The organism is Streptomyces sp. NPDC059679, from assembly GCF_042734105.1.
Taxonomy (GTDB): Bacteria; Actinomycetota; Actinomycetes; order Streptomycetales; family Streptomycetaceae; genus Streptomyces.
Window position 1 is genome coordinate 55,648 of record NZ_JBHWES010000044.1, and the last position, 14,218, is coordinate 69,865.

General features: G+C 71.8%; 12 protein-coding genes. 5 read left to right on the forward strand and 7 right to left on the reverse strand.

Annotation, left to right across the window (positions count from 1 at the left end; all coding sequences use genetic code 11):
- Nucleotides 1-2 precede the first annotated feature (2 nt).
- On the forward strand, nucleotides 3-1,247 hold the full coding sequence (locus ACFV2X_RS35290; RefSeq protein WP_385624576.1) for a cation:proton antiporter: 1,245 nt from the start codon (nucleotides 3-5) through the stop codon (nucleotides 1,245-1,247).
- Nucleotides 1,248-1,268: 21 nt separating this feature from the next.
- Here ACFV2X_RS35290 and ACFV2X_RS35295 read toward each other — a convergent pair whose 3' ends face one another.
- Entirely contained in the window at nucleotides 1,269-1,742 is a 474-nt protein-coding gene (locus ACFV2X_RS35295) for a GNAT family N-acetyltransferase (protein ID WP_385624670.1), read from the reverse strand.
- An 89-nt stretch (nucleotides 1,743-1,831) separates the two neighbouring features.
- Nucleotides 1,832-3,280 carry a PLP-dependent aminotransferase family protein gene (locus ACFV2X_RS35300; protein ID WP_385624578.1) on the reverse strand — a complete coding sequence of 483 codons (1,449 nt, stop codon included), beginning with the start codon at nucleotides 3,278-3,280 and terminating at the stop codon, nucleotides 1,832-1,834.
- On the opposite strand from ACFV2X_RS35300, the gene ACFV2X_RS35305 reads away from it, so the two are divergent.
- Nucleotides 3,279-4,340 carry a DMT family transporter gene (locus ACFV2X_RS35305; protein WP_385624580.1) on the forward strand — a complete coding sequence of 354 codons (1,062 nt, stop codon included), beginning with the start codon at nucleotides 3,279-3,281 and terminating at the stop codon, nucleotides 4,338-4,340. The genes ACFV2X_RS35300 and ACFV2X_RS35305 overlap by 2 nt on opposite strands.
- A gap of 54 nt (nucleotides 4,341-4,394) precedes the next feature.
- On the forward strand, nucleotides 4,395-4,601 hold the full coding sequence (locus tag ACFV2X_RS35310) for a DUF1918 domain-containing protein (RefSeq protein ID WP_014175108.1): 207 nt from the start codon (nucleotides 4,395-4,397) through the stop codon (nucleotides 4,599-4,601).
- 18 nt (nucleotides 4,602-4,619) lie between these two features.
- Here ACFV2X_RS35310 and ACFV2X_RS35315 read toward each other — a convergent pair whose 3' ends face one another.
- Nucleotides 4,620-5,870, reverse strand: coding sequence for a glycoside hydrolase family 10 protein (locus tag ACFV2X_RS35315; protein WP_385624583.1), 1,251 nt, complete (start codon nucleotides 5,868-5,870; stop codon nucleotides 4,620-4,622).
- A 298-nt stretch (nucleotides 5,871-6,168) separates the two neighbouring features.
- Here ACFV2X_RS35315 and ACFV2X_RS35320 point away from each other — a divergent pair, with 298 nt between their 5' ends.
- Complete coding sequence (locus tag ACFV2X_RS35320) at nucleotides 6,169-8,451, forward strand: xyloglucanase (RefSeq protein ID WP_385624673.1); 2,283 nt, start codon at nucleotides 6,169-6,171, stop codon at nucleotides 8,449-8,451.
- A 166-nt stretch (nucleotides 8,452-8,617) separates the two neighbouring features.
- On the opposite strand, the gene ACFV2X_RS35325 is transcribed toward ACFV2X_RS35320, so the two are convergent.
- Nucleotides 8,618-9,052: a DUF2690 domain-containing protein gene (locus tag ACFV2X_RS35325; protein WP_385624585.1), complete on the reverse strand. Its 435-nt coding sequence runs from the start codon at nucleotides 9,050-9,052 to the stop codon at nucleotides 8,618-8,620.
- Between the two features lie 200 nt (nucleotides 9,053-9,252).
- Here ACFV2X_RS35325 and ACFV2X_RS35330 point away from each other — a divergent pair, with 200 nt between their 5' ends.
- Nucleotides 9,253-10,113 carry a 3-hydroxybutyryl-CoA dehydrogenase gene (locus tag ACFV2X_RS35330; RefSeq protein ID WP_385624588.1) on the forward strand — a complete coding sequence of 287 codons (861 nt, stop codon included), beginning with the start codon at nucleotides 9,253-9,255 and terminating at the stop codon, nucleotides 10,111-10,113.
- A gap of 4 nt (nucleotides 10,114-10,117) precedes the next feature.
- Here the strand turns inward: ACFV2X_RS35330 and ACFV2X_RS35335 are convergent, their stop codons facing one another.
- From ACFV2X_RS35335 to ACFV2X_RS35345, 3 genes are all read right to left on the reverse strand, one after another.
- Nucleotides 10,118-11,629 (reverse strand): FAD-dependent monooxygenase, encoded by a 1,512-nt coding sequence (locus tag ACFV2X_RS35335; protein ID WP_385624590.1) that lies wholly within the window; start codon nucleotides 11,627-11,629, stop codon nucleotides 10,118-10,120.
- Nucleotides 11,630-11,745: 116 nt separating this feature from the next.
- Nucleotides 11,746-13,224, reverse strand: coding sequence for an ATP-binding protein (locus tag ACFV2X_RS35340; protein ID WP_385624593.1), 1,479 nt, complete (start codon nucleotides 13,222-13,224; stop codon nucleotides 11,746-11,748).
- Complete coding sequence (locus tag ACFV2X_RS35345; RefSeq protein WP_385624596.1) at nucleotides 13,221-14,081, reverse strand: response regulator transcription factor; 861 nt, start codon at nucleotides 14,079-14,081, stop codon at nucleotides 13,221-13,223. The genes ACFV2X_RS35340 and ACFV2X_RS35345 overlap by 4 nt, the downstream gene beginning before the upstream one ends.
- Between the last annotated feature and the right edge of the window lie 137 nt (nucleotides 14,082-14,218).

A 14,218-nucleotide genomic window follows, 5' to 3' on the forward strand; every position in this document is an offset into this window, starting at 1 on the left:
CGATGCACTCCTCCGCTCTTTTCCTGATCGAGTTCGGTGCGGTCATCCTGGGCCTGGGGCTGCTGGGCCGGCTGGCCGGACGTTTTCAGTTCTCCCCGATCCCGCTGTATCTGCTGGCCGGTCTCGCCTTCGGCGAAGGCGGTCTGCTGCCGCTGGGGGCCAGTGAGGAGTTCGTGGCGATCGGCGCCGAGATCGGCGTGATCCTGCTGCTGCTCATGCTCGGGCTCGAGTACACCGCCAGCGATCTGGTCAGCAATCTCAAGACCCAGTACCCGGCCGGGCTGGTCGACGCCACGCTCAACGCCCTGCCCGGCGCCGCCATGGCGCTGCTGATGGGCTGGGGCCCGGTGGCCGCGGTGGTGCTGGCCGGGGTCACCTGGATCTCCTCGTCCGGCGTCATCGCCAAGGTCCTGGGCGACCTGGGCCGCCTCGGCAACCGCGAGACCCCGGTCATCCTGTCCATCCTGGTCCTCGAAGACCTGGCCATGGCCGTCTATCTGCCGATCATCACCGCCCTGCTGGCGGGGGTGAGCGTGGCGGCGGGCAGCCTCACGCTGGCCATCGCGCTCGGCGTGGCCGGTCTGGTCCTCTTCCTGGCCGTGCGCTACGGCCGGCTCATCTCGCGCTTCGTCTCCAGCGACGACCCGGAGAAGCTGCTGCTGGTGGTGCTGGGGCTGACCCTGCTGATCGCCGGGATCGCCCAGCAACTCCAGGTGTCGGCGGCCGTGGGCGCGTTCCTGGTCGGCATCGCGCTGTCCGGGGAGGCGGCCGAGGGCGCGCACAACCTGCTCAGCCCGCTACGGGATCTGTTCGCGGCCGTGTTCTTCGTCTTCTTCGGCCTGCACACCGACCCCGCGAGCATCCCGCCGGTCCTGCTGCCCGCCCTCGCGCTGGCCGCCGTCACCGCCTGTACGAAGGTCGCCACCGGCTACTGGGCGGCGAAGCGCGCCGGGATCTCCGTCAAGGGCCGCTGGCGCGCGGGCGGCACCCTGGTCGCCCGGGGCGAGTTCTCCATTGTCATCGCCGGACTCGCCGTCACGGCCGGTATCGAACCGGAGCTGGGGCCGCTGGCCACGGCGTACGTACTGATCCTGGTGATCCTCGGCCCGCTCACCGCCCGCTACACCCAGCCCCTCGCCATGCGGCTGACCGGCCGTCGCAAGCCCGCCGAGCCGCCCGCCCCAGCTGATGTCTCCGAGGGGCCGCGGGAGGCAGTGGAGGCAGTGGACCAGCGCAGCGGCCACTGACCGGCCCGCGGCCCGCCCGCGTCACCTTCCAGGCGCGTCCCCGCCGGGGAAGCGCAGGGCCATCCAGTGCTCCGGGTCGTCCAGGAGCGAGAAGCCGATCTTCTCGTAGACGCCGTGGGCGTCGAACGTGGCAAGCAGGATGCGCCGCAGCCCGAAGGGCTCCAGGTGATCGCGGACGGCCGTGACGAGCGTGGTGCCAAGGCCCGTCCCGCGCGCGGACCGGTCGACGTAGACATCGCACAGCCAGGCGAAGGTGGCGTGGTCGGTGACGACCCGGGCGTACGCGACCTGGGCGCCCGAGGCCGTGTCGTACGCGCCGAAGTTGAGCGAGCCGGCGATGGCGCGGTCCTGCTTCTCGCGGGTGCGGCCCAGCGCCCAGTAGGCGTCGGTGGACAGCCAGTGGTGGATACGGGCCGCGTCGAGGCGGGAGGGGTCGGTGGATATCTCGTAGCCGTCGGCGGCCGGTCGGCCGTTCGTATCACTCATGTCACTCATGTCGCTCATGGCGGGAGGCTCGCAGGTCAGAGGGGCGGCGTCGAGCGGTTTTCGGCACGTATCCGGCACGTGAGGGGTCCGGTGTGCCGTCAGCCGAGCACCTCGTCGCAGGCGGTACGGAGCCGGCGCAGCCCCTCCGCCAGCTCGCCCGCGCTCGCCGCCGAGGCGAAGCCCAGCCGCAGATGCGGGGCGGGCGGTTCGGCGCAGAAGTACGGGCGGCCGGGCGCGACGGCGACCCCGGCACGCTGGGCGGCGGCCGTCAGCGCGGCCTCGTCGGCGCCGTCGGGCAGTCGCAGCCACTGGTGGAAGCCGCCGGGCGGGACATGGCGCAGGGCGAGTTCGGGGAGGTCCCGCCGCACACCTGTGGCCAGGGCCTCGCGGCGGATGCGCAACTCGGCGGCGACGGTGCGCAGATGGCGGGTCCAGGCGGGCGAGCCGACGAGTTCGAGCGCCGCCTCCTGAAGCGGGCGCGGCACGAAGAAGCTGTCGACGACCTGGATGGCGCGCAGCCGCTCCAGCGCGGGGCCGCGGGCGGTGAGCGCGCCCACCCGCAGACTGGCCGAGGTGACCTTGGTGAGCGAGCAGACGTGGACGACGACTCCGTCGGGGTCGTCCGCGGCGAGGGTCGCGGGCAGCGGCCCCGCGTCCTCGTGGGCGAGGCGGCGCGCGAAGTCGTCCTCGATCACGAACGCGCCCGCCTCCCGGGCCACCCGCAGCACCTCCCGGCGCCGTTCGGCGGAGAGCACCGCGCCGGTCGGGTTCTGGAAGAGCGGCTGGCAGAGGAAGACCCGTGCCCCGCTCGTACGGAGGGCCTGTTCGAGCAGGTCGGTGCGGACCCCGTCGGCGTCCACGGGGACCGGGACCGGGCGCAGCCCGAAGGCGCGGGCGGCGGCGATCGCCCCGGGGTAGGTGGGGGACTCGACGAGCACGGGCGCACCGGGCGGCGCGAGGGCGCGCAGCGCGGTGGTCAGCGCGCTCTGGCCGCCCGCGGTGATCAGTACCTCGGAGGGGGCGAGGGCCCCGCCGCCGATCTCGGCCGCGAACCATGCGCGCAGCTCGGTCAGCCCCTCGATCGGCGGGCGGTCCCAGGCGCCGGGCCGCCGCCCGGCGCGGGCGAGGGCGGCGGCCAGCGCCCGCTCCGGCTGGAGCGAGGGGTGGAGATAGCCGCCGTGCAGTTCGAGGGCGCCGGGCGGCGGGACGGCCAGGGTCATCAGCACGCCGGAGGCGTCGACCGAGCGCGGGACCGACTCCCCGGACGTCTCGACGCTGAGGGCCACCTCCTGCCAGGAGGTGTCGCCCGGCCGCGGCGCCTCCTCGCCCGCCCGCGGCCGGGTGGCCCGGAAGGCCCCGGCGCCGGGGCGGGTGACCACAAGCCCCTCGGCGCGGAGTGCGGCGAGGGCGCGGGAGACGGTCACCGGGCTCACCCGGTAGCGGTCCACCAGGGACCGGCTGGACGGCAGCTTCTCACCTGGAGAGTAGCGGTTCAGCTCCGTACGGAGGATGCCCGCCAATTCCGCCACACTGCTACGCTCTTGCATGAGAGCCCAAGATAGCGCTACTGCGAGCGGAACGATAGCGGTGAGCGGTGGCGCCGAGCCGCGCCCCGCCGCCCGGCCCCCGCTCGTCCGCCCCCGCCCCGCACCGCCCCCTGTCCACCGCGGGGGCCTCCTCGGCACCGTCATGGCCGCGCTGGGTGTGGCCGCGTTCTCCCTGACGTTCCCCGCCACCGCCTGGGGTCTCGAGGGCCTGGGCCCCTGGTCGCTGGTCGGCTGCCGGCTCGCCCTGGCCGGGCTGGTCGCGGGCGGCGCGCTGGCCGCCCTGCGCGTCCCGCCGCCCGGCCGCCGCCACTGGCCCGGTCTGCTGGTGGTCGCCGGGGGCGTCGTCTTCGGCTTCCCGCTGCTGTCCACACTCGCGCTGCGGACCTCCACCACCTCGCACGCCGCCGTGGTCGTCGGCCTGCTGCCGCTGACCACGGCCGTCTACGCGGCGGTGCGCACCGGCTCCCGCCCCACCCCCCGGTTCTGGACCGCGGCCGTCGTCGGCGCGGCGGTGATCGTCGCCTTCGCGCTGCAGCAGAGCGGCGGCGCGCCGACCGCCGGGGATCTGTATCTGTTCGGCGCGCTGCTGGTGTGCGCGGCGGGCTACGGGGAGGGCGCCCGGCTGGCGGGCCATATGCCGGGCTGGCAGGTGATCGGCTGGGCGCTGGTGGCCTGTCTGCCGCTGTCGGTGGCGGGCGCGGTGGTCGCCATGACCACCGAGCCCGTACACCTCGGGGCGCACGCCGTCGCCGGGGCGCTGTGGCTGGCCCTGGGCTCCCAGTTCCTGGGTCTGGTGGTCTGGTACCGCGGGATGGCCGCCATCGGCGTGGCCAGGGCGAGCCAACTCCAGCTGGCCCAGCCCCTGCTCACCCTCGTGTGGTCCGTACTCCTCCTGGGCGAACACCTGACCTGGGCCGCGCCAGCCGCCGCCGTTGCCGTCCTGGTCTGCATCGGCGTCACGCAGCGGGCGTCGACCGGTGCGAAGCGGGTACCGGAAGGCGCGAAGCGGGTACCGGAAGGCGCGGACCCGGCAGGAGCAAACCCGGAGGAGCGGCCATAAACTGGCCTCAGGGACCGCAATACCCTCCGGGGCACCGGACAGGAGGTCACGCGTATGGAGGCGACCGTAGGCGACAAGCTGCTGGTACACGGCAGGGTTGTCGGAATTCACGACCGGACCGCGGAGATCATCGAGGTACTCGGGGATCACGGGACCCCCCCGTACCGCGTCCGCTACGAGGACGACGGCCACGAGTGCCTGGTCTCCCCCGGCCCGGATTCGGTCGTGCGTCACCTGCCCACCGGGCGCCCGCGGCCGTAGCACCGGCCAACGGGCGGCTCAGCGGGGCGGACGCACGCGATACGGGTAGTGGTCGGCGACCACGCGCGCCATGGCGCCGTTGCGGTCGGCGGCCACTTCCTTCGCGGAGAAGTACACATTGCCCCGCACCTGTGGATAGTCCCGGTCGAAGGTGAGGTGCCGGGACAGCTCCGCCGGGTCCTGCCAGGGCGCGGGCTGCGCCGGGTCCCCCGCCTTGTACAGCGCCTCGCCGATGTAGAGGTCCACGCCGGTGCCCCGCACCGTCTCCGCCCACCAGGGCACCAGCTTGGCGTAGTCGGCGGCGGCGAAGCCGATATGCCAATACACCTGCGGGACAATGTAATCAATCCATGCCTCGCGGACCCATTTCCGCGTGTCCGCGCACAGGTCGTCGTAGGTCTGCACCCCGGCCCGGGTGTCGGAGCCCTGCGGATCGGTGGCTTGGTTGCGCCAGACGGCGAAGGGGCTGATCCCGAACCGCACCCGCGGGTCGAGCCGCTTGATGCGCACGGCGGTCTCGTGCACCAGCCGGTCGATGTTGTCCCGCCGCCAGGCGGCCCGGTCCGGGAAGCCCGCGCCGTGGCGCTCGTACGCCGCGTCGTCGTCGAAGACCTGGCCCGCCACCGGATAGGGGTAGAAGTAGTCGTCCCAGTGGACGGCGTCGACGTCGTAGCGCGCCACCGCGTCCAGCATCGCGTCCTGGACGAAGCGGCGGACCTCGGGCAGACCCGGGTTGTAGTAGAGCTTGCCGCCGTACGGCACCACCCACTCCGGGTGCAGCCGCGCGGGGTGCGTGGGGGCCAGCCGGGTGGGGTCGGTGTGGTTGGCGACGCGGTACGGATTGAACCAGGCGTGCAGTTCGAGGCCGCGCCGGTGCGCCTCGCGCACGGCGGTGCCCAGCGGGTCCCAGCCCGGGTCGCGGCCCTGGACGCCGGTGAGGTATTCGGCCCACGGCTCGTACCGGGAGGGCCACAGCGCGTCGGCGGTGGGCCGGACCTGGAAGACCACCGCGTTCAGCCGGCGCTCGACCGCGGTGTCCAGGAAGGCGAGCAGTTCGGCGCGCTGCTCGGCGGCGGTCAGGCCGGGCTTGGAGGGCCAGTCCCGGTTGGCGACGCTGGCCAGCCACATCCCGCGGAACTGACGCCTGAGCTGCCCGCCACTCCCCCGCGCCTCCTCGCGCGCCTGCGCCGCCGTCGAACCGGTCGTGACGGTCGCGGCCAGCGCTCCGACGGCCGCGACCGTCAGTCCCCTGCGCGTGATCTGCCCCATCCTCGCTCCTCGCTCGCTCGCCTGTCGATCGTGGCTAACTCCCGCCGATGATGCGGGTCTTACAGCCACGCGGCAATCCTTCCCACTCTTCCGGACGACTTCTCGCCCAGTCATCCGGCCGCTAGCATCGGTGGTACGCACATATGGGAGCGCTCCCAAACCCGGACACGGACAGACCCGCACAGACCCGCCCCCGTACCGCCGCGGCCCGCGGCGGATGCCCGGAGAGGAAGTTCCCGTGCGTTTTCATGACATAACCGTCCGTTCGAACGGCAGAAGCAGACCACTCGGCGCGCTCATGGCCGCGCTGGCGCTCGTCGGCGGATTACTGACCGCGGCCGCCGCCCCGGCCGCCGCCCGCCCCGACGACGCCCCGAGCAAACCCTCCGCCGGCCTGGCCGCCGCCACCTGGAAGAACGTCCGCGTCGACGGCGGCGGCTTCGTCCCCGGCATCATCTTCAACCGCAAGGAGAAGAACCTCGCCTACGCCCGCACCGACATCGGCGGGGCGTACCGATGGGACCAGTCAGGTAAGCAGTGGGTGCCGCTGCTGGACTGGGTGGACTGGGACCGCTGGGGCTGGAGCGGGGTGGCGAGCCTGGCCAGCGACCCGGTCGAGCCGAACAAGGTGTACGCGGCCGTCGGCACGTACACCAACAGCTGGGACCCGACCAACGGCGCGATCCTGCGCTCCTCCGACCGCGGCGCCACCTGGCAGACCACCACCCTGCCCTTCAAGGTCGGCGGCAACATGCCCGGCCGCGGCATGGGCGAGCGGCTGGCGGTCGACCCGAACAAGAACAGCGTGCTGTACTTCGGCGCGCCGAGCGGCAACGGCCTGTGGCGCTCCACCGACTCCGGCGCCACCTGGTCGAAGGTGACGGCCTTCCCCAACGCGGGCAACTACGCCCAGGACCCCAGCGACTCCAGCGGCTATCTGAGCGACAACCAGGGCGTGGTGTGGGTGACCTTCGACGAGCGCACGGGCTCGTCGGGCAACGCGACCAAGACCATCTACGTCGGCGTGGCCGACAAGCAGAACACCGTCTACCGCTCGACCGACGCCGGCGCCACCTGGTCGCGGGTGGACGGACAGCCGACCGGCTACCTCTCCCACAAGGGCGTCCTGGACTCCAGATCCGGCTACCTCTACATCACCACGAGCGACAAGGGCGGCCCGTACGACGGGGAGAAGGGCCAGGTGTGGCGGTACGCCACGGCCACCGGTGAGTGGAAGAACATCAGCCCGATGACGGACGCCGACACCTACTTCGGCTACAGCGGGCTGACGGTGGACCGCCAGAAGCCCGGCACGCTGATGGTGACCGGCTACAGCTCCTGGTGGCCGGACACCCAGATCTTCCGCTCCACCGACTCCGGCGCCACCTGGACCCGCGCCTGGGACTTCACCAGCTACCCCAACCGCTCCTTCCGCTACACCCAGGACGTCTCGTCCGTCCCCTGGCTGACCTTCGGCACCAACCCGTCCCCGCCCGAGGTCACCCCGAAGCTGGGCTGGATGACCGAGGCCCTGGAGATCGACCCGTTCGACTCCAACCGGATGATGTACGGCACCGGCGCCACGGTCTACGGCACCGAAAACCTCTCCACCTGGGACTCCGGCGGCCAGATCAAGATCACGCCGATGGTCAGGGGCCTGGAGGAGACCGCGGTCAACGACCTGGCCAGCCCGCCCTCCGGCGCCCCGCTGCTCAGCGCCCTGGGCGACATCGGCGGCTTCCGCCACACCGACCTCGACGCGGTGCCTTCCAAGATGTTCAGCTCGCCCAGCTTCACCACGACCACCAGCCTGGACTACGCCGAGACCAACCCGAACACGGTGGTGCGGGTCGGCAACAACGACGCCGCGCCCCGGATCGCCTTCTCCACCGACAACGGTGCCAACTGGTGGCAGGGCAGCGAGCCCTCCGGCGTCACCGGCGGCGGCACGGTGGCCGCGGCGGCCGACGGCAGCGGCTTCGTCTGGAGCCCCGAGGGCACCTCCTCCGTCTACTACACCGTCGGCTTCGGCAACTCCTGGACCGCCTCCAGCTCCATCCCGGCCGGGGCGGTCGTCGAATCCGACCGCAAGAACCCGAAGAAGTTCTACGGCTTCAAGTCCGGCACGTTCTATGTGAGCACCGACGGCGGCGCCACCTTCACCGCCAAGGCCGCCACCGGTCTGCCCGCCGACGGCCCGGTGCGCTTCAAGGCCCTGCCGGGCACCGAGGGCGACATCTGGCTCGCCGGCGGCTCCACGAACGGGACGTACGGCCTGTGGCACTCCACCGACTCCGGCGCGACCTTCACCAAACTGTCGAACGTCCAGCAGGCCGACACCATCGGCTTCGGCAAGGCCGCCCCCGGCTCCTCGTACCAGACGCTGTACACCAGCGCCAAGATCGGCGGCACCCGCGGGATCTTCCGCTCCACGGACGCCGGGGCGAGCTGGGTGCGGATCAACGACAACGCACATCAATGGGCCTGGACCGGCGGCGCGATCACCGGCGACCCGCGGGTCTACGGGCGGGTGTACGTGAGCACGAACGGGCGCGGCATCCTGCGCGGCGACTCGGCCTGACCGCGGGCACCGTCCGCGCCACGCGAGCCCCCCGCCCGCCCACGTGAGATCCCGGGCGAGATCCCGAGCCGGGGCCGGGCCGCACGGGATGCTGTTGGCACATCCGGGGCCTGCCGGCACTCCGCCCCGCTGGATCCAGCGGGGCGGAATCACCCAACGGCTTCCACTAATAGGTTCCGGTGCAGTCGCCACTTCCGATCGTCGTGCAGGCGTAGGCGATCAGGCCGGCGTCGTTGACCATGCCGGTGTACGCGGAGGTGGAGCCATAGCGGACCCCCGCCCAGAACTGCGCTCCGGAGCTGCTGTGAATGGACACGTAGTCGCCGGGGACACCGTTGCTGATACGCCCCCACGCCGCTCGACAGGTTCGGCTGTAGCGCAGTTCGAGCGTCCTGCCTGAGACCTTCTTGCTCCTGGCGGTGATGGCATCGGCAGCACACCCGGTCTGCTGCGGATCTTCGCCCGTGCAGGAGGATGCGTAGCAGGTGGCCGCAAGCCTGCTGGGCAGTTGGCCGTCGTCCGCCGCAGACGCAGACGGAGTGACCGCCAATGCGGCCAAGGTCGCGCCGGCAAGCGTCAGAGCACCGAAGAGTCGACTCATCAGATTCCCCTTCACTCAGGTGGTGCGTCGGTGGTTGAGGTATATCGCTGCCGGTTCGGGACGGGTCCCGCCCCGCCCCGCTGGATCCAGCGGGGCGGAAGCAGCCAGCCGCATCCACACAGTTCCGGCCCCGGCCCACCCCCTGGAGCGGACCGGAGGGTAACGTCGGGGCGACCAGCGGATCAGCGGAAAGGCACGAGGTGACCGACATCGAACGCGTCGGAGTGGTGGGCTGCGGCCAGATGGGCGCGGGCATCGCGGAGGTATGCGCCCGTTCCGGCCTGGAGGTCAAGGTCGCGGAGACCACCGGCGAGGCCCTGGAGCTGGGCCGTACCCGGCTGACCAACTCCCTCGGCAAGGCCGCCGAGCGCGGCAAGATCACCGAGGCGGAGCGCGATGCCACGCTGGGCCGGCTCAGCTTCACCACCGACCTCGGCGAGTTCGCCGACCGCGATCTGGTCATCGAGGCGGTCGTGGAGAACGAGCAGGTCAAGACGGAGATCTTCCAGGTCCTCGACCAGGTCGTGACCCGCCCCGACGCCATCCTGGCCTCGAACACCTCCTCCATCCCCCTGGTCAAACTGGCCGTCGCCACCTCCCGCCCCGACCAGGTCATCGGCATCCACTTCTTCAACCCGGCCCCGGTCCAGCAGCTCGTCGAGCTGATCCCGGCCCTCACCACGGGCGACCAGACCATCAAGCGCGCCGAGGCCCTGGTCCACGACATCCTCGGCAAACACGCCATCCGCGCCCAGGACCGCTCCGGCTTCGTCGTCAACGCGCTGCTGATCCCGTATCTGCTCTCCGCCATCCGTATGTTCGAATCCGGCATCGCAAGCCGCGAGGACATCGACAACGGCATGGAACTCGGCTGCGCCCACCCCATGGGCCCGCTCAAGCTCTCCGACCTGATCGGCCTGGACACGATCGCGGCGATCGCCGACTCGATGTACGCCGAGTACAAGGAGCCCCTGTACGCCCCGCCGCCGCTGCTGCTGCGCATGGTCGACGCGGGGCGTCTCGGCCGCAAGACAGGGTCGGGCTTCTACGAGTACGCCTGACCCGCTACCGATCGCGCCAGCGGGCGCCGATGTGGCCGTCTGGGCGGATGAGCAGCGCTCCGTGTGGGCCGATCTCACAGAGGTCGGTGAGTTCACGGGGCAGGGGCTCGATGCGCAGCGGCCACGGTGCGGTGAGGTGTCCCTCCCAGTGGACGGGGTCCGGGGTGAGCAGGGTGAACCATTCGCCCACCGCGTCGAGCGTGGAGCGGTCAGGTGTGAGCCAGAAGTGTGGCATGCGATGGCCCGGCTGTGGGGTGGGGAGATAGTCCGGGCCCGGAGCGGACGGCTCGGGCGAGGTGTCGGTGTCGGTGTCGGTGTCGGTGTCGGAGTGGTACGTGGTGCCGAGTACGAGACCGAGTTGTCCGAAGTACCGCTCCGACCAGGGCAGTTCGACCTGGGCCGACACCCCCTCACCCGTTCGGAGCTGATCGCGGCGCCGGTTCTGCACGTCGAGCATGAGCTTGGTGTTGGCCACCGCTTGGCGGAGCGTCCGGTGGGCGACGGGTTGTCGTTCCGTCTCGTAGGTGTCCAACAGGCTTGGTTCGGCCCACCCGTGGAGCACACCCGCCAGTTTCCAGCAGAGGTTGTGCACATCGGCGATGCCGGTGTTCATGCCCAGGCCGCCAACGATGGGGATCGCGTGCGCCGCATCGCCGGTCAGCAGGGTCCGGCCGTGGCGGAAGCGTTCGGCGACGAACGCGTTCATCACCCAGTGCTGAACCCGTGACACGTCGGCTCGTACGTCGGCGCCGGGGCTGAGGGCGCGCGAGACGAGCTCGGGCCAGTCGGTGCGCGCGGCGTCCTCGGGGGTGGGGACGAACCAGGCCCACCCTCCTTCGGGGTAGAGCGGGGCGAACAGTCCATGCGCGGTGAAGTAGACCCCGGCGGGCTGGTGGGCGCACCAGCGGCTGAGGTCGGCGTCGAACACGACGGTGGTGAAACCCCCCATCGCTCCGGGGCCTGTGGTGTCGATTCCCAGCCGTTGCCGGACGGTGGAGTTCGCCCCGTCGGCGGCGAGTACATAACGGGCACGGACCCGAGTCTCCTCACCGCGTCGGTGGTCGACGAGCAGCGCCACGACGCACTCGGCTTCCTCGGACAGCTCGATGAGCTCGACCCCGAACCGCACGGGTGCGTCCGCCGCGGCGAGCAGGGTGGGTTCCAACCGGTCCTGCGAGGTGACCACGCCGATCACGGGGCTTTCGGGCACCGGCGCGTTGACCCCGATCATCGCCGCGGTGGCGAAGTCGCGGTCGTGGATGGTGTCACGGAAGCGGATACGGCCGAACTCCGGTGCGAACGCATCGGCCGTGATCTTGGCAGCGAGCCCGAGATGGCGGTAGATCTCCATCGAGCGCACATTGACCAGCCGGGCCCGGGGAAAGGGCGACAGCTCACCGTGGATCTCGACCAGCAGTGTCCGCACGCCCCAGCGCTCCAGTAGCGCCCGTGCGGTGAGCCCGACCGGCCCACTACCGACGATCAATACCGGCACCTCGGCGTGTGCTGCGGGCATGCCCACCTCCCGGACCGCGGATCGGTCGGACGGGCTGAGAACGCCGCAGGTATCCCGCGGTTACGTCACCGGCGCGCAGAGCACTCCAAGGAGGGAGACCATCTGACGGCGCGCGGTCACGAGTGGGCCGGTTCGGGGCTGCCTCGGTGGGCAGGTCTGGTGGGGCGGGTGGCGGTGGGACGGGGCGGGGTGGCCGTCTGGAGGCGGACGACGGCGTCGAGGCCGCCGTCGGGGGCGGGGCGCAGGGCGGTGTCGCCACCGCTGGCGTGGGTGAGCCGCTGCACCAGGGAGAGGCCCAGGCCGGTGCCGCCCTTGGGCGCGTCGGGGGCGCGCCAGAAGCGGTCGAAGGCGCGGTGGCGCTGTTCGGCGGTCATGCCGGGGCCTTGGTCGATGATGTGCAGTTCGACCCGGGCGGGGCGCGGGGTGCGGTGGTGGCGACGGTCAGCGGGGGCGGAGCGGAGTTCGAGGGTGACGGTGCCTGCCAGTGGCGATGCGCGCAGGGCGTTGGAGAGCAGGTTGTCCACGATCTGCTCGACGGCCCCGGGCACCGCGAGCACCTGGCCGACGAACTCGCCCCGCCGCACCAGCCGGACGCCGTGCTGTTCGAACAGCGGGGTCCAGGCGCGTTTCCGCTCGGCGCACACCCGGTCCAGGTCGACCGGTTCGCGGGTGCCGGCGCTCTCCTCCATCCGGGCCATCGCCAGCAGGCCCTCGACCATACGGGCCAGCCGGTCGGTCTCGGTCATGGCGGCGGTGAGGCCCGCGCGGGAGTGCCCGGCGACATCGGGCTCCAGGTTGTCCAGCCGCAGCCGCAGGGCGGCGAGAGGGGTCTTGAGCTGGTGCGATGCCTCTCCGGCGAAGGCGCGCTGCGAGGCCAGGAGGTGTTCGAGGCGGGCCGCGGTCTGGTTGAAGGTGGCGGCGAGGCTGCGTACTTCGGGTGGTCCTTCGGTGGTGGGGACGGGGGTGGCCAGGCTGCCCTCGGCCAGGCGGCGGGCGGCCCGCTCGAGGTGGAGGATGGGGCGGCTGATCCAGCGGGCGAGCGCGAAGGCCACCGCGGCGAGGGCGGTGAGGACCGCGAGCCCGGCGAGGGCCAGCAGCAGCCAGACGCGGTGGACACGCGCGGACACCGCCTCCGTGGGCACGATGATGCGCACAGCACCCTGCAGTTCGGCGCCGTGGGTGACGGGGGCGGCGACGGACAGGGACCGCACTCCGCCGATGGTGGAGGTGCGTACGTCGGCGGTGGACCGACCGCCCAGCGCGGCCGCGATCTCGGGGCGCGCCGCCAGGTCCCGGGACTCGCGGGCGGACAGCTCGTGGGAGGTGGCGAGGGGACGGCCACGGCCGTCGACGACCAGGACCTTCCCGCCGATGCGCTCCGCGCACATGAGGACGCGGGGGTGCAGTTCACGTTCCGCGCGCCCGGCCGAGATGGAGAGCGAGGCGTACGCGGACACCGAGTCGGCCTCCTCCTTGGCGGCGGTGACCACTCGTTCCCGTTCGCCCCGGCTGTAGACGAAGCCCAGCGGGATCTCCAGGCACAGCAGCACCAGCGCGGCGAGGCTCAGATAGCTGAGCAGCAGTCGGCGCCTCATGCGGTGTCGAAGGCGGGGGCGGCGAACCACGAGTCGGCGGCCGGTGCCGGTGCAGGTCGGGGCTCGGGGGTGCGTTCCGCGGTGCGTACGGCCAGCCGGAATCCCACCCCGCGCAGCGTCTGGATCCAGGCCGGGTCGCCCAGCTTGCGGCGCAGCGCCGCGATATGCACATCGAGCGTCTTGGTCGGGCCGTGGAAGTGCGGGTCCCACACCTGGTCGAGGATCTGCTGGCGGGAGTACACCGCCCCGGGGTCCTCGGTGAGCAGGGCGAGCAGTTCGAACTCCTTGGGGGTGAGGGAGATCAGTGCCTCCCCCACCCACACCTGCCGGGTGCGCCGGTCCACGACCAGGGGCGGGGTGGGCGGCGGCCCGTCCACGACGGGCTGGGGGGAGGCGGCGAAGGCCGCCGGCTCAGGGGCGGGGAAAGGGACAGGGGCGGGGAACGGGGCGGGGAAAGGGACGGCGGAGGGGGCGGGGCGGTCGGCCGGGGTCGGCTCCGCCCGCCCGGTGCGGCGGGTGACCGCGCGGATCCGGGCGATGAGCTCCCGGATGGAGAACGGCTTCGCCAGATAGTCGTCCGCGCCGAGCTCCAACCCCAGCACCCGGTCGGCCTCCTCGCCGCGCGCGGTGAGCATGATGATCGGTACGTCGGAGATCTGCCGGATACCGCGGCAGACGTCGATGCCGTCCATGTCCGGCAGCCCCAGGTCGAGCAGGACGATATCGTCGTAAGGCCCCGCCAGCCCGGCCGCGCCGGTGGTCACATGATGGATCGTCAGTCCATAGCGCGCCAACCCCTCGGCAAGTGGTTCGGCGATCGTCTCGTCGTCCTCGATGAGCAGCGCTCGTACGGTCATGGGTCCTGTCTCTTCCGTGAATACGGACAACATGAATCCCCCGGTCGGAGCCGACACGCTACAAGAGGGTCATTGGCCGGTCCCGAGTTTTGTGATGTTGCGAGCAAAAACCGGACTTGGACGAGTTCTGGTCGGGC

Excerpts from the sequence above, each read along its gene's own strand:
- ACFV2X_RS35335 (WP_385624590.1), bottom strand. The coding sequence starts at position 11,629 with ATGCCCGCAGCACACGCCGAGGTGCCGGTATTGATCGTCGGTAGTGGG.
- ACFV2X_RS35340 (WP_385624593.1), bottom strand. The coding sequence starts at position 13,224 with ATGAGGCGCCGACTGCTGCTCAGCTATCTGAGCCTCGCCGCGCTGGTG.
- ACFV2X_RS35345 (WP_385624596.1), bottom strand. The coding sequence starts at position 14,081 with ATGACCGTACGAGCGCTGCTCATCGAGGACGACGAGACGATCGCCGAA.
- ACFV2X_RS35310 (WP_014175108.1), top strand. The coding sequence starts at position 4,395 with ATGGAGGCGACCGTAGGCGACAAGCTGCTGGTACACGGCAGGGTTGTC.
- ACFV2X_RS35295 (WP_385624670.1), bottom strand. The coding sequence starts at position 1,742 with ATGAGTGACATGAGTGATACGAACGGCCGACCGGCCGCCGACGGCTAC.
- ACFV2X_RS35325 (WP_385624585.1), bottom strand. The coding sequence starts at position 9,052 with ATGAGTCGACTCTTCGGTGCTCTGACGCTTGCCGGCGCGACCTTGGCC.
- ACFV2X_RS35290 (WP_385624576.1), top strand. The coding sequence starts at position 3 with ATGCACTCCTCCGCTCTTTTCCTGATCGAGTTCGGTGCGGTCATCCTG.
- ACFV2X_RS35320 (WP_385624673.1), top strand. The coding sequence starts at position 6,169 with ATGGCCGCGCTGGCGCTCGTCGGCGGATTACTGACCGCGGCCGCCGCC.
- ACFV2X_RS35305 (WP_385624580.1), top strand. The coding sequence starts at position 3,279 with ATGAGAGCCCAAGATAGCGCTACTGCGAGCGGAACGATAGCGGTGAGC.
- ACFV2X_RS35315 (WP_385624583.1), bottom strand. The coding sequence starts at position 5,870 with ATGGGGCAGATCACGCGCAGGGGACTGACGGTCGCGGCCGTCGGAGCG.
- ACFV2X_RS35300 (WP_385624578.1), bottom strand. The coding sequence starts at position 3,280 with ATGCAAGAGCGTAGCAGTGTGGCGGAATTGGCGGGCATCCTCCGTACG.